The sequence below is a fragment of the Nitrincola salilacus genome, from assembly GCF_046271865.1.
GTDB lineage: Bacteria > Pseudomonadota > Gammaproteobacteria > Pseudomonadales > Balneatricaceae > Nitrincola > Nitrincola salilacus.
Map to the genome: position 1 here is coordinate 142566 of NZ_CP176580.1, position 25438 is coordinate 168003.

Annotated in this window: 20 protein-coding genes, 3 tRNA genes, 3 rRNA genes and 1 riboswitch; of the genes, 16 read left to right on the plus strand and 10 right to left on the minus strand. The window is 51.8% G+C overall.

The window, feature by feature from the left end; genetic code table 11:
* Positions 1–21: 21 nt before the first annotated feature.
* Together thiC and thiD are read right to left on the minus strand one after the other, a co-directional pair.
* Positions 22–1902: a phosphomethylpyrimidine synthase ThiC gene (gene thiC, locus ACK3CJ_RS00690; protein WP_409524496.1), complete on the minus strand. Its 1881-nt coding sequence runs from the start codon at positions 1900–1902 to the stop codon at positions 22–24.
* A 31-nt stretch (positions 1903–1933) separates the two neighbouring features.
* Positions 1934–2779 (minus strand): bifunctional hydroxymethylpyrimidine kinase/phosphomethylpyrimidine kinase, encoded by an 846-nt coding sequence (gene thiD / locus ACK3CJ_RS00695; protein ID WP_409524497.1) that lies wholly within the window; start codon positions 2777–2779, stop codon positions 1934–1936.
* Positions 2780–2839: 60 nt separating this feature from the next.
* Positions 2840–2930: riboswitch (TPP riboswitch) on the minus strand.
* 161 nt (positions 2931–3091) lie between these two features.
* Between thiD and ACK3CJ_RS00700 the strand changes: the two genes are divergently transcribed.
* Positions 3092–3277, plus strand: coding sequence for a CPXCG motif-containing cysteine-rich protein (locus tag ACK3CJ_RS00700; protein WP_409524498.1), 186 nt, complete (start codon positions 3092–3094; stop codon positions 3275–3277).
* Positions 3278–3315: 38 nt separating this feature from the next.
* Here ACK3CJ_RS00700 and pfkA read toward each other — a convergent pair whose 3' ends face one another.
* The gene (gene pfkA / locus ACK3CJ_RS00705) at positions 3316–4320 is read right to left on the minus strand and encodes a 6-phosphofructokinase (protein ID WP_409524499.1); all 1005 of its coding nucleotides are present in this window, start codon (positions 4318–4320) and stop codon (positions 3316–3318) included.
* Positions 4321–4483: 163 nt separating this feature from the next.
* Here pfkA and aceK point away from each other — a divergent pair, with 163 nt between their 5' ends.
* The 8 genes from aceK (at position 4484) to rrf (ending at position 13390) form a co-directional block, all read left to right on the plus strand.
* Positions 4484–6217: a bifunctional isocitrate dehydrogenase kinase/phosphatase gene (aceK, locus tag ACK3CJ_RS00710; RefSeq protein WP_409524500.1), complete on the plus strand. Its 1734-nt coding sequence runs from the start codon at positions 4484–4486 to the stop codon at positions 6215–6217.
* A 149-nt stretch (positions 6218–6366) separates the two neighbouring features.
* Positions 6367–7347 carry a TAXI family TRAP transporter solute-binding subunit gene (locus ACK3CJ_RS00715; protein ID WP_409524501.1) on the plus strand — a complete coding sequence of 327 codons (981 nt, stop codon included), beginning with the start codon at positions 6367–6369 and terminating at the stop codon, positions 7345–7347.
* 23 nt (positions 7348–7370) lie between these two features.
* Positions 7371–7802, plus strand: coding sequence for a universal stress protein (locus tag ACK3CJ_RS00720; protein ID WP_409524502.1), 432 nt, complete (start codon positions 7371–7373; stop codon positions 7800–7802).
* Between the two features lie 257 nt (positions 7803–8059).
* Positions 8060–9612, plus strand: a 16S ribosomal RNA gene (locus tag ACK3CJ_RS00725).
* Positions 9613–9704: 92 nt separating this feature from the next.
* A tRNA-Ile gene (locus ACK3CJ_RS00730) sits at positions 9705–9781 on the plus strand.
* A 121-nt stretch (positions 9782–9902) separates the two neighbouring features.
* Positions 9903–9978: transfer RNA gene (locus ACK3CJ_RS00735), tRNA-Ala, on the plus strand.
* Between the two features lie 261 nt (positions 9979–10239).
* Positions 10240–13133 (plus strand): 23S ribosomal RNA (locus ACK3CJ_RS00740).
* Between the two features lie 141 nt (positions 13134–13274).
* Positions 13275–13390: ribosomal RNA gene (gene rrf / locus ACK3CJ_RS00745) — 5S ribosomal RNA — on the plus strand.
* Together the 16S, 23S and 5S rRNA genes with 2 tRNA genes alongside form the textbook arrangement of a ribosomal RNA operon.
* Before the next feature lie 49 nt (positions 13391–13439).
* Here the strand turns inward: rrf and gcvH are convergent.
* Complete coding sequence (gene gcvH, locus ACK3CJ_RS00750) at positions 13440–13829, minus strand: glycine cleavage system protein GcvH (protein ID WP_409524503.1); 390 nt, start codon at positions 13827–13829, stop codon at positions 13440–13442.
* 57 nt (positions 13830–13886) lie between these two features.
* Entirely contained in the window at positions 13887–15266 is a 1380-nt protein-coding gene (locus tag ACK3CJ_RS00755) for an L-serine ammonia-lyase (RefSeq protein ID WP_409524504.1), read from the minus strand.
* Between the two features lie 194 nt (positions 15267–15460).
* Between ACK3CJ_RS00755 and gcvT the strand changes: the two genes are divergently transcribed.
* The gene (gene gcvT / locus ACK3CJ_RS00760) at positions 15461–16585 is read left to right on the plus strand and encodes a glycine cleavage system aminomethyltransferase GcvT (protein ID WP_409524505.1); all 1125 of its coding nucleotides are present in this window, start codon (positions 15461–15463) and stop codon (positions 16583–16585) included.
* A 50-nt stretch (positions 16586–16635) separates the two neighbouring features.
* Here gcvT and ACK3CJ_RS00765 read toward each other — a convergent pair whose 3' ends face one another.
* The 3 genes from ACK3CJ_RS00765 to pyrE form a co-directional block, all read right to left on the minus strand.
* Positions 16636–18897: a GspE/PulE family protein gene (locus tag ACK3CJ_RS00765; protein ID WP_409524506.1), complete on the minus strand. Its 2262-nt coding sequence runs from the start codon at positions 18895–18897 to the stop codon at positions 16636–16638.
* 132 nt (positions 18898–19029) lie between these two features.
* Positions 19030–19105, minus strand: a tRNA-Phe gene (locus ACK3CJ_RS00770).
* A 66-nt stretch (positions 19106–19171) separates the two neighbouring features.
* The gene (pyrE, locus tag ACK3CJ_RS00775) at positions 19172–19813 is read right to left on the minus strand and encodes an orotate phosphoribosyltransferase (protein ID WP_409524507.1); all 642 of its coding nucleotides are present in this window, start codon (positions 19811–19813) and stop codon (positions 19172–19174) included.
* A 170-nt stretch (positions 19814–19983) separates the two neighbouring features.
* On the opposite strand from pyrE, the gene ACK3CJ_RS00780 reads away from it, so the two are divergent.
* A complete protein-coding gene (locus tag ACK3CJ_RS00780) occupies positions 19984–20757 on the plus strand; it encodes an exodeoxyribonuclease III (RefSeq protein WP_409524508.1) in 774 nt (257 codons plus the stop codon).
* Positions 20758–20802: 45 nt separating this feature from the next.
* On the opposite strand, the gene rph is transcribed toward ACK3CJ_RS00780, so the two are convergent.
* Positions 20803–21573, minus strand: coding sequence for a ribonuclease PH (gene rph / locus ACK3CJ_RS00785; RefSeq protein WP_409524509.1), 771 nt, complete (start codon positions 21571–21573; stop codon positions 20803–20805).
* A 102-nt stretch (positions 21574–21675) separates the two neighbouring features.
* Here rph and ACK3CJ_RS00790 point away from each other — a divergent pair, with 102 nt between their 5' ends.
* Together ACK3CJ_RS00790 and ACK3CJ_RS00795 are read left to right on the plus strand one after the other, a co-directional pair.
* Positions 21676–22539, plus strand: coding sequence for a YicC/YloC family endoribonuclease (locus ACK3CJ_RS00790; RefSeq protein ID WP_409524510.1), 864 nt, complete (start codon positions 21676–21678; stop codon positions 22537–22539).
* Between the two features lie 344 nt (positions 22540–22883).
* Entirely contained in the window at positions 22884–23330 is a 447-nt protein-coding gene (locus tag ACK3CJ_RS00795; protein ID WP_409524511.1) for an Arm DNA-binding domain-containing protein, read from the plus strand.
* Positions 23331–23724: 394 nt separating this feature from the next.
* On the opposite strand, the gene ACK3CJ_RS00800 is transcribed toward ACK3CJ_RS00795, so the two are convergent.
* The gene (locus ACK3CJ_RS00800) at positions 23725–24066 is read right to left on the minus strand and encodes a hypothetical protein (protein WP_409524512.1); all 342 of its coding nucleotides are present in this window, start codon (positions 24064–24066) and stop codon (positions 23725–23727) included.
* Between the two features lie 184 nt (positions 24067–24250).
* On the opposite strand from ACK3CJ_RS00800, the gene ACK3CJ_RS00805 reads away from it, so the two are divergent.
* The 3 genes from ACK3CJ_RS00805 (at position 24251) to ACK3CJ_RS00815 (ending at position 25408) form a co-directional block, all read left to right on the plus strand.
* Positions 24251–24829 carry a restriction endonuclease subunit S gene (locus ACK3CJ_RS00805; protein WP_409524513.1) on the plus strand — a complete coding sequence of 193 codons (579 nt, stop codon included), beginning with the start codon at positions 24251–24253 and terminating at the stop codon, positions 24827–24829.
* Positions 24830–24923: 94 nt separating this feature from the next.
* Positions 24924–25169 (plus strand): DUF2188 domain-containing protein, encoded by a 246-nt coding sequence (locus tag ACK3CJ_RS00810; RefSeq protein ID WP_409524514.1) that lies wholly within the window; start codon positions 24924–24926, stop codon positions 25167–25169.
* An 8-nt stretch (positions 25170–25177) separates the two neighbouring features.
* Entirely contained in the window at positions 25178–25408 is a 231-nt protein-coding gene (locus ACK3CJ_RS00815) for a hypothetical protein (protein WP_241608147.1), read from the plus strand.
* Positions 25409–25438 lie beyond the last annotated feature (30 nt).

Consider the following 25438-nt stretch of genomic DNA (forward strand, 5'->3'; position numbering starts at 1 on the left):
TCAGATCTTACTATTAAGGGCCTAGACTTTACTGTAGAGCTCGCTGCCTTTGGCTTTGAACTCTTCGGCCTTCTCCTGCATCCCTTGCTCGGCCTGTGATGTCATGGCTGCCACCTGTTCCGCATCCAGCTCACGTACCTCCTGAGAGATTTTCATGGAGCAGAACTTGGGTCCGCACATGGAGCAGAAGTGAGCAACCTTGGCGGAGTCCTTGGGCAGGGTTTCATCATGGAAGGCGCGGGCTGTGTCTGGGTCCAGTCCGATATTGAACTGATCCTCCCAGCGGAACTCGAAGCGCGCCTTGGACATGGCGTTGTCGCGTATCTGAGCACCCGGGTGCCCTTTGGCGAGATCCGCCGCATGTGCCGCAATCTTGTAGGTGATGATGCCGGTTTTGACATCTTCCTTGTTCGGCAGGCCAAGGTGCTCCTTGGGTGTGACATAGCAGAGCATCGCACAGCCATACCAGCCGATCATTGCCGCACCGATACCTGAAGTGATGTGGTCGTAACCCGGCGCAATATCCGTGGTCAGCGGGCCAAGCGTATAGAAGGGCGCTTCATCACACACCTCCAACTGCTTGTCCATGTTCTCCTTGATCATGTGCATCGGTACATGACCAGGGCCTTCGATCATCACCTGTACATCGTGCTTCCAGGCGATCTTGGTCAGCTCACCCAGGGTTTCCAGTTCGGCAAACTGCGCTTCGTCATTGGCGTCGTATACTGAGCCGGGGCGCAGACCATCACCCAGTGAGAAGGCAACATCATAGGTTTTGCAGATCTCGCAGATATCTTCAAAATGGGTGTAGAGGAAGTTCTCCTCATGGTGTGCCAGACACCATTTCGCCATGATTGAACCACCGCGGGATACGATACCGGTCATGCGCTTGGCGGTCATTGGCACATAGCGCAGCAGTACACCGGCATGGATGGTGAAGTAATCGACACCCTGCTCAGCCTGCTCGATCAGTGTATCGCGGAACACTTCCCAGTTGAGATCTTCGGCAACACCGTTGACCTTCTCCAGCGCCTGGTAGATAGGCACGGTGCCTACGGGAACCGGTGCATTACGCAGAATCCATTCACGTGTTTCATGAATATTCTTGCCGGTCGACAGATCCATGATGGTGTCTGCGCCCCAGCGGGTTCCCCAGGTCATCTTCTCTACTTCATCTTCAATGGATGAGGTGAGAGCCGAGTTGCCGATATTGCCATTGATCTTGACCAGAAAATTGCGGCCGATGATCATCGGTTCCAGCTCAGGATGGTTGATGTTGCAGGGGATGATGGCGCGACCTGCAGCAACTTCTGCACGCACGAACTCGGGTGTGATCTCTTCCGGCAGACGGGCACCGAAATTATGGCCCGGATGCTGCTGCGCAATGACGTTACCTTCGGCGCGGTGCTTGGCCAGCTTCATGTTCTCGCGGATCGCGATGAACTCCATCTCGGGGGTGATAATCCCCTGACGCGCATAGTGCAGCTGGGAGACATTCTTGCCGGCCTTGGCACGGCGAGGTTTGCGCTTGAGGTTGAAGCGCAGGTTGTCCAGGCGCAGATCTGCTTCGCGTGTACGGCCATATTCTGAGCTCAGCTGTGACAGTACTTCGGTATCGTCGCGCTCCAGAATCCAGGTCTCGCGCAGCGGTGCCAGGCCTTCACGCACATCGATACTGACGGTTGGGTCGGTATAGGGGCCGGAGGTGTCATAGACAAATAACGGCTCGTTTTTTTCGCCACCCATCTCGGTTGGCGTGTCATCCAGGCTGATTTCGCGCATCGGTACACGAATATCCGGGCGGCTGCCCTCTATGTATACCTTGCGTGAGCGAGGGAAGGGTTGCACGGAGTGCTGATCGACGATGGCGCTTTCGCTGAGTACTTTATTGGGTTGGTTCATATGACAGTCCTGAGGGATTTATTATTTGCGTTTAGTTGGGAATGTATGAGGGGTTATTGCTGTCCTGATGCCACCACTCATGGAAGTGGTTGACCGGGCCGTGACCTGAACCTACCTTCAGCATATCTGCGGTCTTGATCGCATTGCTGATGTAATGTTTACCGGCCCGAACGGCATCGGGTAGCGTCATCTGCCGCGCCAGAAAGGCGGTAATGGCGGATGACAGCGTACAGCCGGTGCCATGCGTATTGCCGGTGTTGTAGCGCTTGGATGTCAGCTCAATGACCTGAGTGCCGTCACTGAACAGGTCGATGGCCTGATTGTCGCTCTGCAGGTGCCCACCTTTCAGCAGGATCGCTGCATCGGTCAGGCTGTGAAGAGCGGGTAACAGGTCATGCATCTCTTGCACTGAACGGGGTTCGGGACGGTCGGTCAGTCGAGCTGCTTCCGGGAGATTGGGTGTGATCAGGCTGGCGCGAGGCAACAGGAGGCTCCGCAACGAATTGATCGCATCTCCCTGCAGCAGGGCATCGCCACTTTTGGCGATCATCACGGGATCAAGCACGATCGGACGCGCAGGGTATTCACTCAGCGCCTTCGCAACACATTCAATAGTTGCAACATCACCGAGCATGCCGATCTTGATTGCCGCCACATTCAGGTCATCAAGCACGGCTTGAATCTGGCTGCGAATAAAATCGGCAGGGATCGGCAGAATGGCACGCACTTCACGTGTGTTCTGGGCCGTCAGTGCGGTAATGACAGATGCGCCGAAAACACCCAATGCTGAAAAGGTTTTCAGATCTGCCTGAATACCCGCGCCGCCTCCGCTGTCGGAGCCTGCAAGGGTCATGGCGATGGCTGTGTCAGCTATCATGAAGCAACTCCTGTGTGGATAAGTCCATACAGGGTGTCGCTGGGAAAAAGCGAGATGTCATACGAAGCGATCTTGATTCCCTACGCCGGTGTTAGCCGGATCAGGTTCAGCGGGTATGATCTCAGCCCAGTGGGCACCCCGATCGAAATGATCAACGCAAGTCTAAACGCTTTCGCTGTCCAGATACAAGGGCTGTTCCGGCACTGGATTCAGGTAATCCTTCAGCTATTGAGCTATAAGTTAAGGATGTAGTTGTGATGTAGAGCGATGTTGTGATGTCCGCAAAGTCGGACGGTTGTAAAGGAGTTATCCATGAACCCAATTGAATCAGTCGAAATTCTCTGCCCTTATTGCAGTGCCCCACTGAGTTTGATGGTTGATTGCAGCGAGGCTGATCAGGAGTATGTGGAGGATTGCCACGTCTGCTGCAGTCCGATACTGGTGCATGCACAGGTGACTGACGGTGTGCAGGTCAGCATCAGTCGGGAAAATGGCTGACTCTCTTATCTGACTCTCTTGTATAAGCAAGTCGCGCTTCAGCGGTGCAACTGCAGAGCAATGTTCAGCAGCTCAGGATCAAGGCCCTTACGGTAACGCAGCAGATCATCCAGTGGTGTATCCACAATGCGACCGTCTCGCACACCCACCATGATGTCGCTGTAACCAGCCAGCAGGTATTTGACGGCCATTGCACCGAGGCAGGATGCCAGCACACGATCATGCCCGGTCGGGGTGCCACCGCGCTGAATATGCCCCAGAATACAGACATGGGGTTTCTGTCCATGGATACGCAACTGCTCGGCGAGTCGTCCTGTCAGGCCGGGCACCTTGCCCTCGGCAACCACGATAATCCCGCTGGAGCCATGCCCTGCAACACGGCTGTTGGCCAGCTGCAGACTCAACTCCTCCAGATCCAGGGCGTGTTCGGGCACGACGATCATCTCTGCACCGGCAGCAATACCGACATGCGTGGCGATAAATCCGGAGTTGCGCCCCATCACCTCGACCAGAAAGTGGCGCTCATGCGAGTGGGCGGTATCCCTGATTCTGTCGATGGCATCCAGCGCCGTGTTGACGGCAGTATCAAAACCGATGGTATCGTCAGATCCGAAGACATCATTATCAATCGTGCCGGGAATGCCGATGGTCGCAAGTCCGGTTTCCTCTTCCATCAGGTGGGCGCCGGTCAGTGAGCCATCGCCACCGATCACAACCAGCCCGTCGATACCCCTCTGGCGCAGGATCTGTGCTGCAGTGGCTCTGACTTCGGGTTGCTTGAAGGTTTCGCAACGATCACTTTTCAGAAAAGTGCCGCCACGCTGAACAATATTCGAGACCGACTGGCTGTCGAGAAGCTGCATATCGTTTTCCAGCAGCCCACTGAAACCGCGCTTGATTCCGTAAACCTCTATGCCATGATTGAGCGCGGTACGGACCACCCCCCTGATAGCAGCATTCATGCCCGGTGCATCGCCGCCACTGGTCAGTACAGCCAGCGCTTTGAGCGGTAGTTTCGGTTCCAGAACAGGCAGTTCGTACATGGTATTCTCCTGTGTACGCAGCGGTGCGCAGTATTCTCTCAAGGCAGCTTCAATGATGAGGTGCCTGATTAGAGTATATATATTGAACGATACGGTAATAGTGATTTGACTAAAAAACTGTTACACATCAATCATAGAGTCCAGCTGTAAAGGAATATTGGTCATGAGTAACAGCTATCCGGCCCAGATTGCCGAAACCGCGCTGCAGAACTTCACCGGCTACCGTACCCGCTTCAAGGAGTTGACAGCCAGGGCACGGCCGCTGTTCGAAGCGGCAGACTGGCGGGGTATTCAGCAGCTTGGATCGGATAGAATCGATCTCTATGAACAGATGGTCAGCGAGGCTGCCACGGCATTGATCGAGCGCTTCGGTGATAGGGTCTATGAGTCTGATCTTTGGCATCAGGCTAAGCAGCGCTATACGGAGATCATCCGAACACGTGATGACTTCGAACTGTCCGAAACCTTCTTCAACTCTCTTTATTGCAAACTGTTCAAGCACTTGCATATCTCGAATGAAAACATGTTTATCCGCTCCTCCATGGAGGGGAGGGAGATTACATCCGGCGATGAGATCTACCGCAGTTATTCCCTGAAGGACGGTCTGGTCAGCATGCTTAATAACCTGCTGGACGACTATGCTTTTAATATTCCATGGGAAAACAAACGCAGGGATGTCCGCAACCTGGTGCATTATGTCAATAATAATATGTCTCAGGAGATGATCAGTCAGGAGGGGGCGCAGGTAGAGGTTGTCAAAAATGTCTTCTTCCGGAACAAGGCGGCCTATATCGTTGGCAGGGTGCATTTCGTAGACAAGCAGGTGCCCTTCGTTATTCCGGTACTGCATAACGATCAGGGCGCAGTTTATGTGGATACTGTGATCAGTGAAGAGTCTGATGTGTCGATTATCTTCAGCTTTACCCGCTCCTACTTTCTGGTGGATGTGAATGTGTCGTCTGAGTTCATTCGCTTTCTGCACAGTCTGATTCCGATGAAGTCCAAGGCCGAGCTGTACAGCTCCATAGGTTTTTACAAGCAGGGCAAGGCGGAGTTTTTCCGTGATTTCATGGATCATCTGGGCAGTTCGGATGATCAGTTCGTTATCGCGCCGGGGATCAAGGGAATGGTGATGACCGTATTTACCCTTCCCTCCTTTCCGGTAGTGTTCAAGATCATCAAGGATCGCTTCTCATCTTCCAAATCGATCACTCGTGCGACAGTCAAAGAGAAGTATCAGTTGGTAAAGCGCCATGATCGTGTCGGGCGCATGGCGGATACACAGGAGTTTTCCAACTTTGTCTTTCCCCGCGAGCGCTTCTCTCAGGAGTTGTTGGACGAGTTGCAAAAGGTTGCAGCGTCTTCGGTCAAGGTGGATGAGCGCAGTGTGACTATCTCGCACCTCTGGACTGAGCGTCGCATGACGCCGCTGAACATCTATATTGATGAGGCGCTTGCGAAGAAAGATGAATACGCGATATTTCATGCCATCAACGAGTTCGGTAAAGCGATCAAGCAACTGGCCGCCGCGAATATCTTTGCCGGTGATATGCTGTTCAAGAACTTCGGTGTGACGCGCCATGGCCGGGTGGTGTTCTATGACTATGATGAGATTCTGTATCTGACCGAATGCAACTTCAGGCGAATTCCTGAGGCGATGTATCCGGAGCAGGAGATGTCGGGAGAGCCCTGGTATTCGATTGGCCAGAATGATGTATTCCCTGAAGAGTTCACGATACTCACCGCCTGTAATACAACGGTCAGGAAGATATTTAATGAGTTGCATGGTGATCTGCTCGATATCGGTTTCTGGAAGGAGATGCAGGAGCAGATTCTCAAAGGTGAGATTGTTGACGTCTTCCCCTATAGAAAGATCAAGCGTTTCCCGCGTTGTTGATGTATGAATAATGTCCAGAGAAAAGTGTAGACTTTAGTTGAAGCATTTTCCGCAGTGAACAATACTGAGTGGCATATGCTCAAGTTGGCAGGTATGGCTAGGATGAAAAGTGCAATGACGTTGTTTGAGCTGAACACAGGAGTTTCATCATGACGCTGAACAGAACATTGATGTTGGCAGTCGTTACAGCGGGAATCAGTTTGTCTGGTGCATTCATGCCAGTTGAGGCTGAAGCCAATACCTACGTCACGATAGGTACCGGTGGCGTTACAGGTGTTTACTACCCGACAGGCGGTGCCATCTGCCGTTTGGTTAACCGGGGGCGTGCGGAACATGGGATCCGCTGTTCGGTCGAGAGCACTGCCGGCTCGGTCTATAATCTGGCCACCATCAGGTCTGGCGAGTTGGCACTGGCTGTGGCCCAGTCCGATGCCCAATTCCATGCTTATCACGGTAGTGAAGCGTTTGCCGAGCAGGGGGCGGATCCTGATCTGCGATCTATTTTCTCACTGCATGCCGAACCTTTTACGGTGGTCGCCAGAGCTGATTCGGACATCACCGAGTTTGATCAGTTGAAAGGTAAGCGAGTCAATGTCGGCAATCCAGGATCCGGTCAGCGTGCGACTATCGAAGCGTTGATGGAGGTCAAGGGCTGGACCATGGACGACTATGCGCAGGCCCTGGAGCTCAGGGCGGCGGAGCAGTCCAGCGCACTGTGTGATGATCGCTTCGATGCCATGATGTATGTTGTTGGTCATCCCAGCGGTGCCATACAAGAGGCGACTACAACCTGCAGCAGTCGCCTGGTCAATGTAATGGATCCGGTTATCGAGAAGATGATCGAAGAAAACAGCTATTACCGCAAAGCCACCATCCCGGGTGGGATGTATCGTGGTAATGACGACGATGTTGCAACTTTTGGCGTTGCGGCAACCTTCGTGACATCGGCCAAGGTGCCGGATGAAGTGATCTATCAGATAGTCAAAGCAGTATTCGAAAATTTTGACGCTTTCACCCGTCTACATCCCGCATTTGAGAATCTGCGTAAGGAAGAGATGGTCAAGGATGCTCTGAGTGCGCCGTTGCACCCCGGTGCCGAGCGCTATTATCGAGAAGCAGGGCTGCTCTGATAAGACCCGATAAAGGACCCAACATGTTCAAGAATATTCTTGTTCCTCTTGATCTGCAGAACAGATCGACAGCAGAGAAAGCAGTCAGGCTTCTGAGCAACTATATAGACAGCCCGGATGCAAGAATCAACATCATGACGGTTCTGCCCGGGTTGAATATCCCGCTGCTGTCCTCGCATCTGCCTGCCGATGCAATTCAAAACGCCATGGCTGCCTTGCGCAGTGAGTTGACGGAGTTGCTGGCAGAGCAGGCGCCGGAGCTTGAGAATTACCGAGTGCATGTTGCCGAAGGGGTAGCGCATAAGGAGATCATCAAGGCTGCCACTCAATTCGAAACAGATCTGATCATCATGCCCAGCCACAACCATAATCGGGTGGAGAATATACTGATCGGATCTGTGACCTCCCGAGTGGTCGAAAAAGCCAAATGCTCAGTGCTGGTGGTGAGATTGTAAATATTACTGAAAAAAGCAAAATCCCCTGTTGACTCCCCCTCATATCCATGTAGAATACGCACCTCGCTTGAGACAACAAACACCGCTACGGCGGGTGCTCAAGCCGCTCTTTAACAAGTTGATCAGGTAATACAAGTGGGCGCTTGTCGAGGTTAAGCACACAAGCTTAATCAGACAAGTAACCTAAATTCATTTAGTGTTGTTTTTGTCTGAGCATGCATTAAGTATCGGCAGCTTGCTGTTGATACGCTGATTTAAAACTGAAGAGTTTGATCATGGCTCAGATTGAACGCTGGCGGCAGGCCTAACACATGCAAGTCGAGCGGTAGAGAGTAGCTTGCTATTCTTGAGAGCGGCGGACGGGTGAGTAACGCGTAGGAATCTACCTGGTAGAGGGGGATAGCCCGGGGAAACTCGGATTAATACCGCATACGCCCTTAGGGGGAAAGGAGGGGATCTTTCGAGACCTTTCGCTATCAGATGAGCCTGCGTAGGATTAGCTAGTTGGTGTGGTAAAGGCGCACCAAGGCGACGATCCTTAGCTGGTCTGAGAGGATGATCAGCCACACTGGGACTGAGACACGGCCCAGACTCCTACGGGAGGCAGCAGTGGGGAATATTGGACAATGGGGGCAACCCTGATCCAGCCATGCCGCGTGTGTGAAGAAGGCCTTCGGGTTGTAAAGCACTTTCAGTGGTGAGGAAGGCTGTGCGGTTAATACCCGTACAGATTGACGTTAGCCACAGAAGAAGCACCGGCTAACTCCGTGCCAGCAGCCGCGGTAATACGGAGGGTGCAAGCGTTAATCGGAATTACTGGGCGTAAAGCGCGCGTAGGTGGTTCAGTCAGTCAGATGTGAAAGCCCCGGGCTCAACCTGGGAATTGCACCTGATACTGCTGAGCTAGAGTACGGTAGAGGGTAGTGGAATTTCCTGTGTAGCGGTGAAATGCGTAGATATAGGAAGGAACACCAGTGGCGAAGGCGACTACCTGGACTGATACTGACACTGAGGTGCGAAAGCGTGGGGAGCAAACAGGATTAGATACCCTGGTAGTCCACGCTGTAAACGATGTCAACTAGCCGTTGGGACACTTGATGTCTTAGTGGCGCAGCTAACGCGATAAGTTGACCGCCTGGGGAGTACGGTCGCAAGATTAAAACTCAAATGAATTGACGGGGGCCCGCACAAGCGGTGGAGCATGTGGTTTAATTCGACGCAACGCGAAGAACCTTACCTACTCTTGACATCCAGAGAACTCGCTAGAGATAGCTTGGTGCCTTCGGGAGCTCTGAGACAGGTGCTGCATGGCTGTCGTCAGCTCGTGTTGTGAAATGTTGGGTTAAGTCCCGTAACGAGCGCAACCCTTGTCCTTATTTGCCAGCACGTAATGGTGGGAACTCTAAGGAGACTGCCGGTGACAAACCGGAGGAAGGTGGGGACGACGTCAAGTCATCATGGCCCTTACGAGTAGGGCTACACACGTGCTACAATGGCCGGTACAGAGGGCTGCAACCCTGCGAAGGTGAGCGAATCTCAGAAAACCGGTCGTAGTCCGGATCGCAGTCTGCAACTCGACTGCGTGAAGTCGGAATCGCTAGTAATCGCGAATCAGCATGTCGCGGTGAATACGTTCCCGGGCCTTGTACACACCGCCCGTCACACCATGGGAGTGGGTTGCACCAGAAGTAGCTAGTCTAACCCTGACTTTTCGGAGAAAGGGGGGACGGTTACCACGGTGTGATTCATGACTGGGGTGAAGTCGTAACAAGGTAGCCCTAGGGGAACCTGGGGCTGGATCACCTCCTTAAACGATAGCGAGACCTTGGCAAGCGTTCACTTGTATTACCTGATCAGACGAAGAGCATAAGGTTGTCTATATATACGGCCGGCGCACACGATAGGCTTGTAGCTCAGCTGGTTAGAGCGCACCCCTGATAAGGGTGAGGTCGGTGGTTCGAGTCCACTCAGGCCTACCAATTTTGCGTCATTCCACGTTAAATTCCTCGTCGCATAGTTGACTATGCGTCCTCAGAATTTGCCTTGACTGACCCAAAATTCCAGATGGTGTCTGTGTTATAGGCTGGAAACGCATTACTTGGGGCTATAGCTCAGCTGGGAGAGCGCCTGCTTTGCACGCAGGAGGTCTGCGGTTCGATCCCGCATAGCTCCACCATCTCGTGATCACATCACGAAGATGTCATATCGATAGGGTCACGACAGTACAACAACATTATGCTCATGAGTTTTAAGACTTGGTTTGATGCCTGGGAACAGGGTCAGAGCAACTCTTAAGGCTTAGGTCTTAAACGCTCTTTAACAATCTGGATCTGAAGAAAGTAACAAACTTGATTGCGTTTTGTCGACGCAATACAAGCGCCAATTGGCGAATCAATCGTAATAAGCATTCAATTGAACAGACGCCTTCGGGTTATATGGTCAAGTGAATAAGCGTGCACGGTGGATGCCTTGGCAGTCAGAGGCGATGAAGGACGTGGTAGCCTGCGAAAAGCTTCGGGGAGCTGGCAAACAAGCTTTGATCCGAAGATGTCCGAATGGGGAAACCCACCTAACTTGTTAGGTATCTCTTAGCTGAATACATAGGCTTTGAGAGGCGAACCCGGGGAACTGAAACATCTAAGTACCCGGAGGAAAAGAAATCAACCGAGATTCCCTAAGTAGTGGCGAGCGAACGGGGAACAGCCCTTAAGCTGAATTCGGGTTAGTGGAAGACACTGGAAAGTGTCGCCGTAGAGGGTGATAGCCCCGTACACGAAAACCTGTTTATAGTGAAAACGAGTAGGGCGGGACACGTGATATCCTGTCTGAACATGGGGGGACCATCCTCCAAGGCTAAATACTCCTGACTGACCGATAGTGAACCAGTACCGTGAGGGAAAGGCGAAAAGAACCCCTGTGAGGGGAGTGAAATAGACCCTGAAACCGTGTACGTACAAGCAGTGGGAGCGGACTTAGTTCCGTGACTGCGTACCTTTTGTATAATGGGTCAGCGACTTACTTTCAGTGGCAAGCTTAACCGAGTAGGGGAGGCGTAGGGAAACCGAGTCTTAATAGGGCGAATGAGTCGCTGGGAGTAGACCCGAAACCGGGCGATCTATCCATGGGCAGGTTGAAGGTTGAGTAACATCAACTGGAGGACCGAACCGACTACCGTTGAAAAGTTAGCGGATGACCTGTGGATCGGAGTGAAAGGCTAATCAAGCTCGGAGATAGCTGGTTCTCCTCGAAAGCTATTTAGGTAGCGCCTCATGTCTCACCTTGGGGGGTAGAGCACTGTTTCGGCTAGGGGGTCATCCCGACTTACCAACCCGATGCAAACTCCGAATACCCAAGAGTGCAATCATGGGAGACACACGGCGGGTGCTAACGTCCGTCGTGAAAAGGGAAACAACCCAGACCGCCAGCTAAGGTCCCAAAATTCTGGTTAAGTGGGAAACGATGTGGGAAGGCTCAGACAGCTAGGATGTTGGCTTAGAAGCAGCCATCATTTAAAGAAAGCGTAATAGCTCACTAGTCGAGTCGGCCTGCGCGGAAGATTTAACGGGGCTCAAACCAGATACCGAAGCTGCGGATGCTTAGATTTATCTAGGCATGGTAGAGGAGCGTTGTGTAAGCCGTTGAAGCGGAAGCCGGGAGGCACCGTGGAGGTATCACAAGTGCGAATGCTGACATAAGTAACGACAAGGGGCGTGAAAAACGCCCCCGCCGGAAGACCAAGGTTTCCTATCCAATGTTAATCAGGGTAGGGTGAGTCGGCTCCTAAGACGAGGCTGAAGAGCGTAGTCGATGGGAAACAGGTTAATATTCCTGTACCGGCTATTACTGCGATGGGGGGACGGAGAAGGCTAGGCCAGCGCGGCGATGGTAGTCCGCGTTTAAGGGTGTAGGCTGAGAGAGCAGGCAAATCCGCTTTCTTAAGGCTGAGACCTGATGACGAGCACCTTCAGGTGCGAAGTGGTTGATGCCCAGCTTCCAGGAAAAGCCTCTAAGCTTCAGGTAATAGACGACCGTACCCCAAACCGACACAGGTGGTCAGGTTGAGAATACCCAGGCGCTTGAGAGAACTCGGGTGAAGGAACTAGGCAAAATGGTACCGTAACTTCGGGAGAAGGTACGCCGCTTTTGGTGAAGGACTTGCTCCGTAAGCTGAAGGCGGTCGAAGATACCAGGTGGCTGCGACTGTTTATTAAAAACACAGCACTCTGCAAACTCGAAAGAGGACGTATAGGGTGTGACGCCTGCCCGGTGCTTGAAGGTTAATTGATGGGGTTAGCGCAAGCGAAGCTCTTGATCGAAGCCCAAGTAAACGGCGGCCGTAACTATAACGGTCCTAAGGTAGCGAAATTCCTTGTCGGGTAAGTTCCGACCTGCACGAATGGCGTAACGATGGCCACACTGTCTCCACCCGAGACTCAGTGAAATTGAACTCGCTGTGAAGATGCAGCGTACCCGCGGCTAGACGGAAAGACCCCGTGAACCTTTACTATAGCTTCACAGTGGACTTTGACATTACTTGTGTAGGATAGCTGGGAGGCTTTGAAGCGTGGACGCCAGTTCATGTGGAGCCAATCTTGAAATACCAGCCTGGTACTGTTGAGGTTCTAACTCAGGTCCTTTATCGGGATCGAGGACATTGTGTGGTGGGTAGTTTGACTGGGGCGGTCTCCTCCCAAAGAGTAACGGAGGAGCACGAAGGTACCCTCAGGCTGGTCGGAAATCAGCCAATGAGCGCAAGAGTAGAAGGGTGCTTGACTGCGAGACAGACACGTCGAGCAGGTGCGAAAGCAGGTTCTAGTGATCCGGTGGTTCTGTATGGAAGGGCCATCGCTCAACGGATAAAAGGTACTCCGGGGATAACAGGCTGATACCGCCCAAGAGTTCACATCGACGGCGGTGTTTGGCACCTCGATGTCGGCTCATCACATCCTGGGGCTGAAGCCGGTCCCAAGGGTATGGCTGTTCGCCATTTAAAGTGGTACGCGAGCTGGGTTTAGAACGTCGTGAGACAGTTCGGTCCCTATCTGCCGTGGGCGTTTGAGATTTGAGAAGAGTTGCTCCTAGTACGAGAGGACCGGAGTGAACGAACCTCTGGTGTTCCGGTTGTCACGCCAGTGGCATTGCCGGGTAGCTACGTTCGGACAGGATAACCGCTGAAAGCATCTAAGCGGGAAGCCCCCTTCAAGATGAGATCTCACTGGACCTTTAAGGTCCCTGAAGAGCCGTCCGAGACCAGGACGTTGATAGGCAGGGTGTGTAAGCGTTGTAAGGCGTTGAGCTAACCTGTACTAATGGCTCGTGAGGCTTGACCATATAACGCCGAAGGCGTTTGGTTGAATGCTGGAGATTGATTGTAAGACAGCTGATTGAGCTTGTGTTGTACGACAAGAATTACGGAAAGTAGTAAAGAGACGCATCAAGTACAGACTTCAGATCCCGGTTGTTCCAGTTTTGTCTGGCGACCATAGAGACGTGGCACCACCTGATCCCATACCGAACTCAGAAGTGAAACGCGTCATCGCCGATGGTAGTGTGGGGTCTCCCCATGCGAGAGTAGGTCATCGCCAGGCACCTAATACCGCAGCCCCCGGTCTCTTCGAGATCGGGGGTTTTTGCGTTTCAGGCTTCAGCAATCATTTCTGCGTAGGCGGCAGCATCAAGCAGGTTATTCAGATCACTGGCATCATTCAGATGCAGTTTGACCATCCAACCGTCACCATAGGGATCATTGTTGACAGTCTCAGGTGCATCGCTGAGAGCTTCGTTAACGGCTATCACAACACCGGAAAGCGGTGCGTAGATATCAGAAGCTGCTTTCACCGATTCCACCAATGCGAACTCTTCGCCGGCGACAGCACTGTGCTCCAGCTCCGGCAGCTCAACAAATACAACATCACCAAGCAGCTCCTGGGCATGACTGGTGATACCTATCGTGACGGTATCGTCACCATTATCCAGTACCCATTCGTGACTCTTGGTATAACGCAGATTGGCAGGGGTTGTGCTCATTGATCTTTCCTTTATAGGCAGTTTGAATGTTCGGGTATTTGTTCGTGTGGAATCAGTTCAGCAGGCAACGACATTGACGGCCAGGCCGCCGGTTGAGGTTTCCTTGTATTTGTCCTGCATATCCAGACCTGTCTGGCGCATGGTTTCTATGACGCTATCCAGCGAAACGTGGTGCTTCCCATCACCATGCAGCGCAAGGCGTGCGGCATTGATCGCTTTGATGGCCCCCATTGTATTGCGCTCAATGCAGGGTACCTGTACCAGCCCTGCAATCGGATCGCAGGTCAGCCCGAGGTTATGCTCCATGCCGATCTCGGCAGCGTTTTCCACCTGCTGATTGGTTCCACCGAGGACTGCGCAGAGTGCTCCGGCAGCCATGGAGCAGGCGACGCCTATCTCTCCCTGACAACCCACCTCGGCCGCAGAGATAGATGCGTTTTTCTTATAGAGAGCCCCGATTGCAGCGGCCGTAGCCAGGAAGTCGAAAATCCCCTGTTGGCTCGCGCTGGGTATGAATCGGTGATAATAGGCGAGCACAGCAGGAATAACCCCTGCCGCGCCGTTTGTAGGTGCAGTAACAACTCGACCACCTGCTGCATTCTCTTCATTCACAGCCATCGCAAACAGATTGACCCAGTCGAGCACCATGAGTTGATCATGCAGGATACCATCGGTGCTTTTATTCAGGGTCGTTAACAAGTGATTGGCACGGCGTCTGATCTTCAGTTCACCAGGCAGCAGGCCTGTCGCTTGGCAGCCTGCCTCAATACATTGATGCATGGTGTTCCAGATGTTCGTCAGTCCGCGCTCAATTTCTGCCTCTGTGTGCCATGATAGCTCGTTGGCCAGTTGCAGTTGTGCGATGCTGAGGCCTGATTTCTCACCGGCTGCGAGCAGTTCAGCACCGTTGTTGAAGGGGTAGAGAGGCTCTGATCTGCCGTTATCTGCTGCGGATTGTGAAAACTCTTCATCACTCAGGACAAAGCCTCCACCTACTGAGTAGTAGATGTTTTCCTGAAGGATAATCCCGGATGCATCCAGCGCCTGAAAACGCATTCCGTTGGGGTGCTTTGGCAGGGTTTCAGTAAAGTAAAAGCGCAGATCCTCGGCTTCGCTGAAGGGGATTCGTCTCAAGTCTGCCAGTTTAAGGCTTTTACTTGTTCGAATCTCCTGCAGGTAGTCACTGATCTTCAGCGGGTCGACCAGATCCGGGCGTTCACCCTGAAGGCCCAGTAAAACTGCGGTATCTGTTGCATGTCCTTTACCGGTCATGGCCAGTGAGCCATATAGACCAATTCTTACGCCGGCAATTTGGGTCAGAAGGTGTCTGCTGCAGAGCTGTTCGACAAACCGGTTGGCTGCGACCATCGGGCCGACTGTGTGAGAGCTGGAGGGGCCAACTCCGATTTTGAATAGATCAAATATACTCAATGACATCAGACCATCTCACTTTTTTATTAGTCTTGGATGCACTCCTCATTAACTGGCAAACGCATCCTATGTTAGCGGCAAGGTTAACAAGGGGGTTTTCCAAAATCAACCAAATATTTCCTATTGGAAACATTGTATACTCATGCGATAATTCCTGCTGTTCATAAATTGTACTGATGCCTGTGCTAAAGGAGATATCCATGTCCGAACTGCTGAAAACGCCACTCCATGATCTACATGTCGAAATGGGAGCAAAGATGGTTCCGTTTGCTGGCTACAATATGCCGGTACAGTATCCAGCCGGAGTGATGAAGGAGCATCTGCATACGCGTGATCAGGCGGGCCTGTTCGATGTTTCACATATGGGGCAGGTGGTGTTACGTGGCGAGCGGGCAGCGGCAGCTCTGGAGCAACTGGTGCCTGTGGATATTATTGATCTGCCGGTCGGCAAGCAGCGCTATGCATTCTTTACCAATGAGCAGGGTGGAGTGCTGGATGATCTGATGGTGGCCAACTATGGCGACTTTATCTATGTGGTCGTCAATGCGGCCTGCAAGGAACAGGATATTGCCTATATGCGGGCATCACTCGGTTCTGATGTTGAGCTTGAAGTGCTGGATGATCGCGCTTTGATTGCGCTGCAGGGCCCAGTGGCAGCACAGGTGTTGGCCAGACTTCAGCCTGAACTGAAATCCATGCTGTTTATGGATGTTCGTGAGGTGGAGATAGAGGGGATGTCCTGTCTGGTCAGTCGCTCAGGTTACACGGGCGAGGATGGCTATGAGATCTCTTTGCCGGGCGATCAAGCCGAGCGTTTCTGCCGTTTGTTGCTGCAGCAGCCTGAGGTTGCACTGATTGGGCTGGGAGCACGTGATTCTTTGCGTCTGGAATCCGGTCTGTGCCTTTATGGACATGACATCACGACCGAAACGACACCGGTTGAGGCGAGCCTGTTGTGGGCGATCAGCAAGGTACGTCGTGCTGATGGTGAGCGTGCGGGTGGTTTTCCGGGTGCCGACAGAATTTTTGAGCAGATGCGAAACGCTTCCGAACTGCGCCAGAAGCGCGTTGGCCTGATTGCTACCGGTAAGGCGCCGGTACGTGAAGGGGCTGAGCTGGTGAATATCGAAGGCATCAAGATAGGTGAAGTTACCAGCGGAAGCTTCGGTCCTTCTATCGGTAACCCGGTTGCGATGGGTTATCTGGCGCGTGAGTATGCTGCGTTGGATACCGAGGTGTATGCGTTGGTGCGTGGTAAAGCGTTGCCGATGAAGGTGGCATCCATGCCTTTTGTGAAGCAACGCTATTACCGTGGCGAAGGCTGAGATAACGATTCAGCTATAAAGCTTGATATGAGTTGTGCAGGTCAGGGAGGCTATTCCACAGCGACCTTTCTGACCTGCACGAAATCGGTGTCACCCTTGACCACTTTATAGATACCGTCCTGTAGCAGTGTCCGCATGCCCTCTTTTATCGCTACCTGCTTGATAGCAGCCACGCTGCTCTGCTTGTAGATCAGTTCACGCAAGGGTGCTGAGGAGACAAGCAGCTCATGTATCCCCGTTCTGCCTCTGTAGCCCGTGTGGTTGCAGGCATCACATCCGGTGGGCTTGTATAATGTCATGCCCGTCTTCAGCTCCAGATCCTTCTCATGCAGCGGTCCATAGTGGCGCTTGAGCACTTCCACTTCCTCTTCACTGGCGGCATAAGGCGCTTTGCATTGGCCACACAGGGTTCTGACCAGACGCTGAGCAAGGATTCCCAGCAGGGCGTCGGAGAAGCTGATGGGGTCGATACCGAGATCCAGCAGGCGTGTGATGGTTTCCGGTGCTGAGTTGGTGTGCAGGGTGGAGAAGACCAGATGCCCCGTCAGTGAGGCTTCTACGGCTGCATGAGCCGTCTCTTTGTCCCTCATCTCACCAATCAGTATCACGTCGGGATCGGCACGCAGGAAGGCTCGCAGCGCAGCCGTAAAGTCAAAACCGATTTTCGGTTGTACCTGCACCTGTTGTAGTCCCGGCTGAGTGATCTCGACAGGGTCTTCGGCGGTCCAGATCTTTCTGTCAGGTGTATTGAGGCACGCGAGCACGGCATGCAGTGTAGTGGTCTTACCCGAACCTGTCGGGCCGACCACGAGAAAGATTCCGTGTGGATGTGTCAGCAACCCCTCGATTGATTGCTCTGTGGCAGGTGCCAGATTGAGTTGGTCGAAGGGAATCGGTTCGCCTGTCTGCAGCAGGCGCATTACCACTCCCTCGCCGTTAACGGTTGGAATGGTGGCCACACGTACTTCGAGCGTCTGCCCCATCAGGCGTACACTGAATTTTCCGTCCTGAGGCAGGCGGCGTTCCGAGATATCCAGCCTCGATATGATCTTGATGCGTGAGATGGCAGCCTTGGCATGGCTTGCGGGTATCTGAATGATTTCCTGACACACACCATCTATACGCATACGCACAGAGGTAGGCTTCTGCCCTTTGCCTGGTTCGATATGGATGTCTGATGCATTCAACCGCTTGCAGTCGATCAGGATGCGATTGACCAGTTTGACGATGGCCGAATCCTGATCAGAGATCTGTTCATCATCCGACTGCTCATCATCGGCGGGGGATGCGTCCGCCACTTCCAGCTCATCCAGCAGACTATTGAGGTTGGATGAGTCACTGACATCCGGGCTCATATAGCCGAGATATTGATGGATATCCTCAAGCAATCCCACACAGATCAGGGCTTCACGAGTGCCGAGAATATTTTCAACCTCCATGATGCGTTTGGCATCATTGGGGTTGTCTATCAGGATCAGAACTTTGCTTTCATCTTTGCCGTTGGTCAGCAGCGCAATATTGTTGTTCTTCAGATAGGCTTTGTTGATCTTGCTGCAGATAGGGTGTGCAAAGTAGCGATCTGGCAGATAACCGATGAAGGGGACCTGATAGAAGGCTTCCAGTGATTGCCCCAGCTCAGCTCTGGGTACCTTGAAATATTCAGTCAGAATGCGTGTTACGGGTACCTGCGGCTTCTCTTTGCTGACCTTGTCGATGTCCGTCTGCTTGAGTAACCCTTTTTGAATGAGGTATTCAAAGGGCGATTGGGTGCAGCCGAAATCATAGCGGAATTTCTGTCCGATCAGCGACGCCAGTTCACACGCCTTACTCATGTCATCTTCGCTGAAGCACTCACCATCCGAACGATTGATGATCTGCAGCACGCCCAGAAGCACATCATTGTTTGCAATGGGTACCACCAGCATCGACGTACTTCTGAAATCGGTCGGTTCCTCAAATGCGGGATTGAAGTGCAGGTTGGGGTGCAGTTGTTGCAACTCATCTGCATCCCGCACATTGCGGATCAGCAGTGGACGACGACTGAATGCGACATATCCGGCAATGGAGGTGGTGCTGACTGGCACGCGGATCTCACTGATGTCATCTCCCGTCTTGAAGCGGGAGACAATGTCGTTGCTTGCCCGGTTGCGCTGGTAGATGGTCAGTCGTTCTGCATGGAACAAGCGCAGGATCGACTTTTCAACAGCAGGATAGGCATCCTCAAAACTGCGTGAGTGGTGAACTTTATTCAGAATCGATAGCAGGCGCTGATAATACTGATCCTGCGTGTGGGTTTGCTGCGTTGTACTCATCGTCACCTGCTCATAGGTTCAAACCTGAGATCAATCCCATATGGCTTGAGTTTAGAAGCATTCAGGTGCGATTGTCATTATTTCAGCGAGAGAGGCTGGCAGAAATGCATGAAGAATGGGGGAACATGAAAATGGTGCCCGGAGGCGGAATCGAACCACCGACACGAGGATTTTCAATCCTCTGCTCTACCGACTGAGCTATCCGGGCAAGGAAGATGCAGGATTACACCGGAAAACAAACTGTTAGTCAAGTGTACTCCTGCAGGGTAGGTAATCAGATACCGTAGTTGCGGCGATAATCTCGAATAGCGTCCAGTTCCTGCTGCAGATTACCTTTTTCTTCAAGGTACTCAATCAAGTCAGTCAGGCTGATGATGCTGGTTACCGGGATGTTGTAATCACGTTCCACTTCCTGAATGGCTGATAGCTCGCCGGTACCACGCTCCTGACGGTCCAGTGCGATCACAACGCCAGCAGGTGCGGCACCTGCCTGCTCAATAATGCTCATTACTTCACGGATCGCAGTGCCTGCAGTGATCACATCGTCGATAATCAGCGCTTTGCCCTGCAGCGGAGCACCGACCAGGTTACCACCTTCGCCATGATCTTTGGCTTCCTTACGGTTGAACACGTAGGGCACATCCAACTGATGGTCGTTGAACAGTGCCACTGCGGTTGTCGTTGCAAGCGGTATGCCTTTATAGGCGGGGCCAAGCAGCAGATCGTAGGAGATGCCGGCATCGACGATGGCTGCGGCATAGAATTTACCCAGGCGAGCCAGCGCTTCGCCCGTGTTAAACAGGCCTGCGTTGAAAAAATACGGACTTTTCCGTCCTGATTTGAGGGTAAATTCACCAAATCGAAGAACTTTTCGGTTGATGGCGAAGTCTATGAAAGCGCGTTGGTAATCCTGCATCTGCTGTTATCCACGTGTATCATGTCCGGGAAGCTAATGATAACGTGCCTTGAGCAGCGCTTCTATCAGACAGATACAGATAAATTTCAATTTGTGCTGCATACCTATACAATTTCCGTTTAATATCAACTAAAGAATAATTCACACACGCTCAATGGAGCTGGAGAGATATGCGCGTCATCACCTTCAATACACAAGGTATTGAACAAGCCGCAGACAGAGGTTTTTTTGACTGGATGGTTCGCCAGGATGCGGACGTAATCTGTCTGCAGAATCTTCGTGCAAAAGAGTATCAACTGGATGGCGATCGTTACCACCCAGAGGGCTATCATGCCTATTTTTTCGATGCCTTCGAAGATGGCGTCAGTGGTGTGGCCATATACACCCGCCATGTGCCCAAGGCGATCATGACCGGGCTGGGTTTCGAGCAGTGTGATTTTCATGGCCGTTTCATCCAGGCAGATTTTGACAAGGTGAGTATCTCGTCTCTGACGGTACCATCTGGCCTCAGAAGCGATGAAGCACAGGCCGCCAAGATGGAATATCTGGCCCTGTTCATGGGGCATCTGAAAAAGACACTGCGCAAGCGTCGAGACTTTATCTTTACCGGTACGCTGCATATCGCTCATAAGTCGATCGATCTGAGCAACTGGTATGTGAATCAGCGTGTGTCAGGTTTTCTGGCTGAGGAACGTGCCTGGCTGGAAGAGGTGTTCAAGGATCTGGGGTATGTGGATGCGTTTCGTCAGATCAACAAGGCGGATCGGCAATATACCTGGTGGCCTGACTATAACCGTGCCTGGTCATTGAATGAGGGTGCTCGGTTGGATTATCAGATCACAACCCCGAACCTGCGCAAAAGTGTCAAGAATGTGCATATCTATCGTGAACAGCGCTTTTCTGATCATGCGCCGTTGATCATCGACTACGATATACCGATGTAAATTCTGTCAGGGCAGTGCCTTGCCGGCCCGCCCTGACAGTTCGTCTTATGCGTTCAGTGCCGCTTTCTGATGTTCCACCAGCTCTGTAATCCCTTTGCGGGCCAGCTCAAGCATCGCGTTCAGCTCTTCCTGAGTGTAAGGGGCTGCTTCTGCTGTGCCCTGAATCTCGATGAAGCCACCCTGATCCGTCATGATCACGTTCATATCGGTTTCGGCGACTGAGTCTTCTTCATAATTCAGATCCAGTACTGGCTCACCTTTGCAGATACCCACCGATATAGCGGCGATCATGTACTTGATCGGATTACCTTTCATGGCACCGTTCTTGTCTTTCTTCAGAAAGGCGATCGCGTCCATCAGTGCCACGCAAGCACCCGTGATGGCTGCTGTGCGGGTGCCGCCATCAGCCTGAATCACATCGCAGTCGATGGTGATGGTGTTCTCACCCAGTTTTTTCAGATCAAGTGCAGCGCGTAGTGAACGGCCGATCAGGCGCTGGATTTCGGTGGTGCGCCCGCTTTGCTTGCCACGCGCCGCTTCGCGGTCATTTCGCGTGTTGGTAGAACGCGGAAGCATACCATATTCGGCCGTGACCCAACCCGAACCTGAACCACGCAGGAAGCGGGGAACGCCTCGTTCGACGCTGGCGGTACAGATCACCTTGGTATCGCCAAACTCAACCAGTACAGACCCTTCTGCATGCTTGGTGAAATTGCGGGTAATGCGTACTTCCCGCATCTGATCCGGCTGCCTTCCGCCGGGACGTATCTTGTTCAGTCCAAGAGTCTGAAGTTGCTGTGAAAGGGTAGAGCTCATACTGGTTACCTTGTGACTGTACCGGCAAAAAATAGTGGATCGATTGCCGGGCTGTTAGAATGGAGCATTCAGGACAACGATTTTAATCGAGATCGATCAAATATGACACGAAGCATGACTGCTTTTGCCCGTCAGGAGCAACAATATGAGGGTGGGACCCTGATCTGGGAGATCCGTTCCGTCAATCATCGCTATCTGGAGTATCAGTTACGTCTGCCGGAATCGTTGCGACATATTGAAACGGCCCTGCGAGACAGACTGCGCAAACAGCTCAGCAGGGGCAAGGTTGAGTGCACCCTGAAGCTGAGTACCGAGCAGAAACAGCAATCGCTCGAAGTCGACTCAGTCTTGGCTGCCGAAGTGATCAGGGCTGCTGAAAAGATCAGTGCGCTGCTGCCTCAACCGGGCACGCTCGATATCATGGAGGTGCTGCGCTGGCCCGGTGTCATGAAGGAGACTCAACCGGACACCGAGCAACTCTCAGAAACCGCGTTAGTGCTGTTCGACAAGACCCTGCAGGATCTGATAGCCGGTCGTGAACGTGAGGGGAGTGAGCTGCAGCAGATGATTCGACAGCGCCTGGATATGATCAGTCAGATCGTGTCTGAAGTCAGGCAGTTGATGCCGGAAATTCTGAAAAATCAGGCACAGGTGCTGCGCAACCGTCTGGCTGAGCTGAAGTCTGATCTGGACCCGGCACGGCTTGAGCAGGAGCTGGTTCTACTGGCACAGAAAGCCGATGTGGCAGAGGAGCTGGATCGGCTGGAAACTCATGTGCAGGAGGTCGGTCGGGTGATGAAGGATAAAGCCTCGGTCGGACGCCGCCTGGATTTCCTGATGCAGGAGCTGAACCGTGAAGCGAATACTCTGTCATCGAAGTCGATTGTGGTAGCCACCACGCAACGGGCAGTTGAACTGAAGGTGCTGATTGAGCAGATGCGGGAGCAGATTCAGAATATCGAATAGGTTCTTAGGTAGAAGGCTACCCGTTCAAGAATGTCTTAGAAGTCCTATTATTTGATTGTTAATACAGGGCTTTTTTTTATTTTTCCCGTCCAAATCGGTTTGCAGATGTCCGTTACCAGTTACTGTTTAAGTGGTGGGCAAACCCTGTTTTTTGACTCAATAAGCGAAAAGTCAAGGTATCTGGTGAGCAGATTTTTGCATCTATCTCACCACCGCCTTATGCCATCTCCACTTATCGTGCTGGTTGCTTAATCACTCAACTATCGAGCCATTCGATAAACAAATGGTGGTGGGCAATGGTGAGCAAAATTTAACGATTTCTTAGGAATATAGAGTAACAAACGATGGCAAAACTAACCGCAACTCAGGTGCAGTCTTATGCTCGCGCCGCAACAGCAAACAAGAAATACAGCGATGGCAATGGCCTACATTTTTGCGTAAGAAAATCAGGCATGCCGTATTGGATGCTAAGGTATACCAGCCTAAACGGACGACGAGAAGCAAATCTCGATCAATACCCAAGTATGACCCTGGCAGAATCTCGGCTTGAAGCATCTAAAATGCAGCTACAACTTCAGCAAGGTGAAGACCCATTAGCGATCCGCGCCATTGAAACCATCCCTGAGATCCAAAATGTCAGTCAGCTGTTTCAAGATTGGTATGCCAAAGACTTAAGTCGCCGGTTAAAGCACCCAAATATACCCAAACGTGTTTTTACCAAAGAGATTGTGCCAGTGTTGGCCAACTCCCCCTCCGCGCTGTGCGACCAACGCACGTGCGCGAAGTATTAGAGCGCATCCGGGAAAGCAACCGCCCAACCATTGCCAACGACACCTTGATGTACATGAAGCAGGCGTGTTACGGGCAAATGAATATTGGGTGAAGTAGAAGTAGATGGTAACTTTGCTGGTTGGACAAGGTGCGTTTACCCTCTACCCAGCATTAAACCAGTGCGACAATGCGCCAGAGCGACTAACCCGCTTGGCCTACCAGTTCCGCGCATTAAACAAGCGCACCTAGGCTGCCCCCATTCACCAATGGCTGAATAACATTGGCGCACAAGTAATTGCGGAAAAGTGGCAGAGCCCTGAGCAATTGTCAAATTTATACTGCTACCTTTACCTGAGGTTGACGGCCAAGCGCAAGGCGGATTGGTTTTGTTGCCGGCATATATGGATGGCACTTTTAAATCCAGAGTTTTGCAACCAAATACGCCGGCAATCGCCTGTATCTTTTGGTGCATTGCGCCAGATGCTTCAACTTTGCACCCCAAGCAGCAAAACCGAGCCTTCTGCCTGCCCAGTGCGCCAGAGCAAATAGGCAAACCTTGTACTGGGTTGCTGCTGACTGGTTTAAGGAAGAACAACAGAAAAACGACAGGGCAAAGTGATCAGCCACCAGATTAACTTGGCACTGCTGCACCACCTTTGTGGGCTGGAAAATGATGTATGGTTTAGGGCGAGTGTCGCTATTTTTTAGCTCGCTCTTACTTGTTTTGGCTTCGTCATAAATGTCGGTACCGGACAATAGCTACTTCATTCCTCGGTGCAAGCCCATATCGGGTCAATTCAGTCACACTCAAGCATTACGCCAAAAATACACAAATTACAGTAACGGCGTTTTTGCAAAATAAAAGTTGACAGGTTGTAATTCTCTGCTTACACTGATTCACAAGTTGCAGAAACGCCATTACAACGCATTTGAGGTAACAATGAAAGTTAATTTGAAAAAAATTGCCTCTGTACAGATGGGACACTCGTTTAGGTCAAAGCTTGAGCCAGACGCTAATGGAAATATCTCTGTTATCCAGATGAAGGATCTTACTGAAGATAACCGACTAAATGCCCAAGAGCTAGTGCAGATTGCTATGCAGGACTTAAAGGATCATCACAGAGTTAAACATAACGACTTAGCATTTCGCTCTAGAGGTCAAACCAATACGGCAGCATTGATTGACCAAGAGTTGAACGATGCTGTTATCGCTGCGCCACTGTTACGAATTCGGGTTGAAAGTGATTCGGTTATGCCTGCGTATTTATGCTGGTTTATTAATCAACCGACTTCACAAGCAGTATTGCAAAGTAAGGCAACAGGCACGGCGGTAAGAATGATTGGCAAACCTGCACTTGAGGATCTGGAGATAGTGGTCCCTAGTCTCGATGTGCAGAAAAAGATCATTGAGATTTACCAATTATCCATCAACGAGCAGAAGCTAATGAACGCATTAGCAAAGAAAAAGGAGATGTTAACTGACGCAATATTAATGAATTTAGCAATGAATACCCAGTAATGACAGTTACTGGGTTTAGACGAGCCGAAAGTGTGACAGCACTTCTAGCAAAACTTTAATCCACGTTTCATTTGAAAAAACAGGAGCCGAAATTATGGCAAAGAATACATCATCAAGCAAGGGCAATACCCGACATGTCGTACCACATCCTGATGGATGGGCGAACAAAAAAGGCGGTGCCGAACGCGCTTCAAGCGTACACAGCACCAAACGAGAGGCCGAAGCTGCGGCGCGCGAACAAAGCAAGCGCGAAGGCTCTGAGCTTTTTGTACATGGCAAAGACGGCCAGATACAACGCAAAGATAGCCATGGTAACGACCCTAAAGACATTAAAGGATAGGAGCCCTTATGAGTGATGAATACAAAAAGAAAATTGGTATACCTGAATCGCATACCCTCAACATCGTGAGCAGTCAGTGGTCGCAACGAAAAGGCCAAGACACTGATACCTATGAATGTGAAGAGTTAAACGAGCAAGGTGAAGTCATTGCACGGTACACCATAAAGGACAGTACATCGATTTACCCTCCATTTGGGCGTTCGATTACCTGGACTCAGTCTGCCGTACTCGATTCTTAACCTTTTAACTTACAGCTAGCGGGGCGCTAC

Coding starts and splice junctions, on each gene's coding strand:
- ACK3CJ_RS00805 (WP_409524513.1), top strand. CDS start 24,251: ATGAAAGTTAATTTGAAAAAAATTGCCTCTGTACAGATGGGACACTCG.
- ACK3CJ_RS00715 (WP_409524501.1), top strand. CDS start 6,367: ATGACGCTGAACAGAACATTGATGTTGGCAGTCGTTACAGCGGGAATC.
- thiC (WP_409524496.1), bottom strand. CDS start 1,902: ATGAACCAACCCAATAAAGTACTCAGCGAAAGCGCCATCGTCGATCAG.
- pyrE (WP_409524507.1), bottom strand. CDS start 19,813: ATGCAGGATTACCAACGCGCTTTCATAGACTTCGCCATCAACCGAAAA.
- gcvT (WP_409524505.1), top strand. CDS start 15,461: ATGTCCGAACTGCTGAAAACGCCACTCCATGATCTACATGTCGAAATG.
- ACK3CJ_RS00755 (WP_409524504.1), bottom strand. CDS start 15,266: ATGTCATTGAGTATATTTGATCTATTCAAAATCGGAGTTGGCCCCTCC.
- rph (WP_409524509.1), bottom strand. CDS start 21,573: ATGAGCTCTACCCTTTCACAGCAACTTCAGACTCTTGGACTGAACAAG.
- gcvH (WP_409524503.1), bottom strand. CDS start 13,829: ATGAGCACAACCCCTGCCAATCTGCGTTATACCAAGAGTCACGAATGG.
- ACK3CJ_RS00810 (WP_409524514.1), top strand. CDS start 24,924: ATGGCAAAGAATACATCATCAAGCAAGGGCAATACCCGACATGTCGTA.
- ACK3CJ_RS00790 (WP_409524510.1), top strand. CDS start 21,676: ATGACACGAAGCATGACTGCTTTTGCCCGTCAGGAGCAACAATATGAG.
- aceK (WP_409524500.1), top strand. CDS start 4,484: ATGAGTAACAGCTATCCGGCCCAGATTGCCGAAACCGCGCTGCAGAAC.
- ACK3CJ_RS00720 (WP_409524502.1), top strand. CDS start 7,371: ATGTTCAAGAATATTCTTGTTCCTCTTGATCTGCAGAACAGATCGACA.
- ACK3CJ_RS00700 (WP_409524498.1), top strand. CDS start 3,092: ATGAACCCAATTGAATCAGTCGAAATTCTCTGCCCTTATTGCAGTGCC.
- ACK3CJ_RS00795 (WP_409524511.1), top strand. CDS start 22,884: ATGGCAAAACTAACCGCAACTCAGGTGCAGTCTTATGCTCGCGCCGCA.
- ACK3CJ_RS00815 (WP_241608147.1), top strand. CDS start 25,178: ATGAGTGATGAATACAAAAAGAAAATTGGTATACCTGAATCGCATACC.
- ACK3CJ_RS00765 (WP_409524506.1), bottom strand. CDS start 18,897: ATGAGTACAACGCAGCAAACCCACACGCAGGATCAGTATTATCAGCGC.
- thiD (WP_409524497.1), bottom strand. CDS start 2,779: ATGATAGCTGACACAGCCATCGCCATGACCCTTGCAGGCTCCGACAGC.
- pfkA (WP_409524499.1), bottom strand. CDS start 4,320: ATGTACGAACTGCCTGTTCTGGAACCGAAACTACCGCTCAAAGCGCTG.
- ACK3CJ_RS00780 (WP_409524508.1), top strand. CDS start 19,984: ATGCGCGTCATCACCTTCAATACACAAGGTATTGAACAAGCCGCAGAC.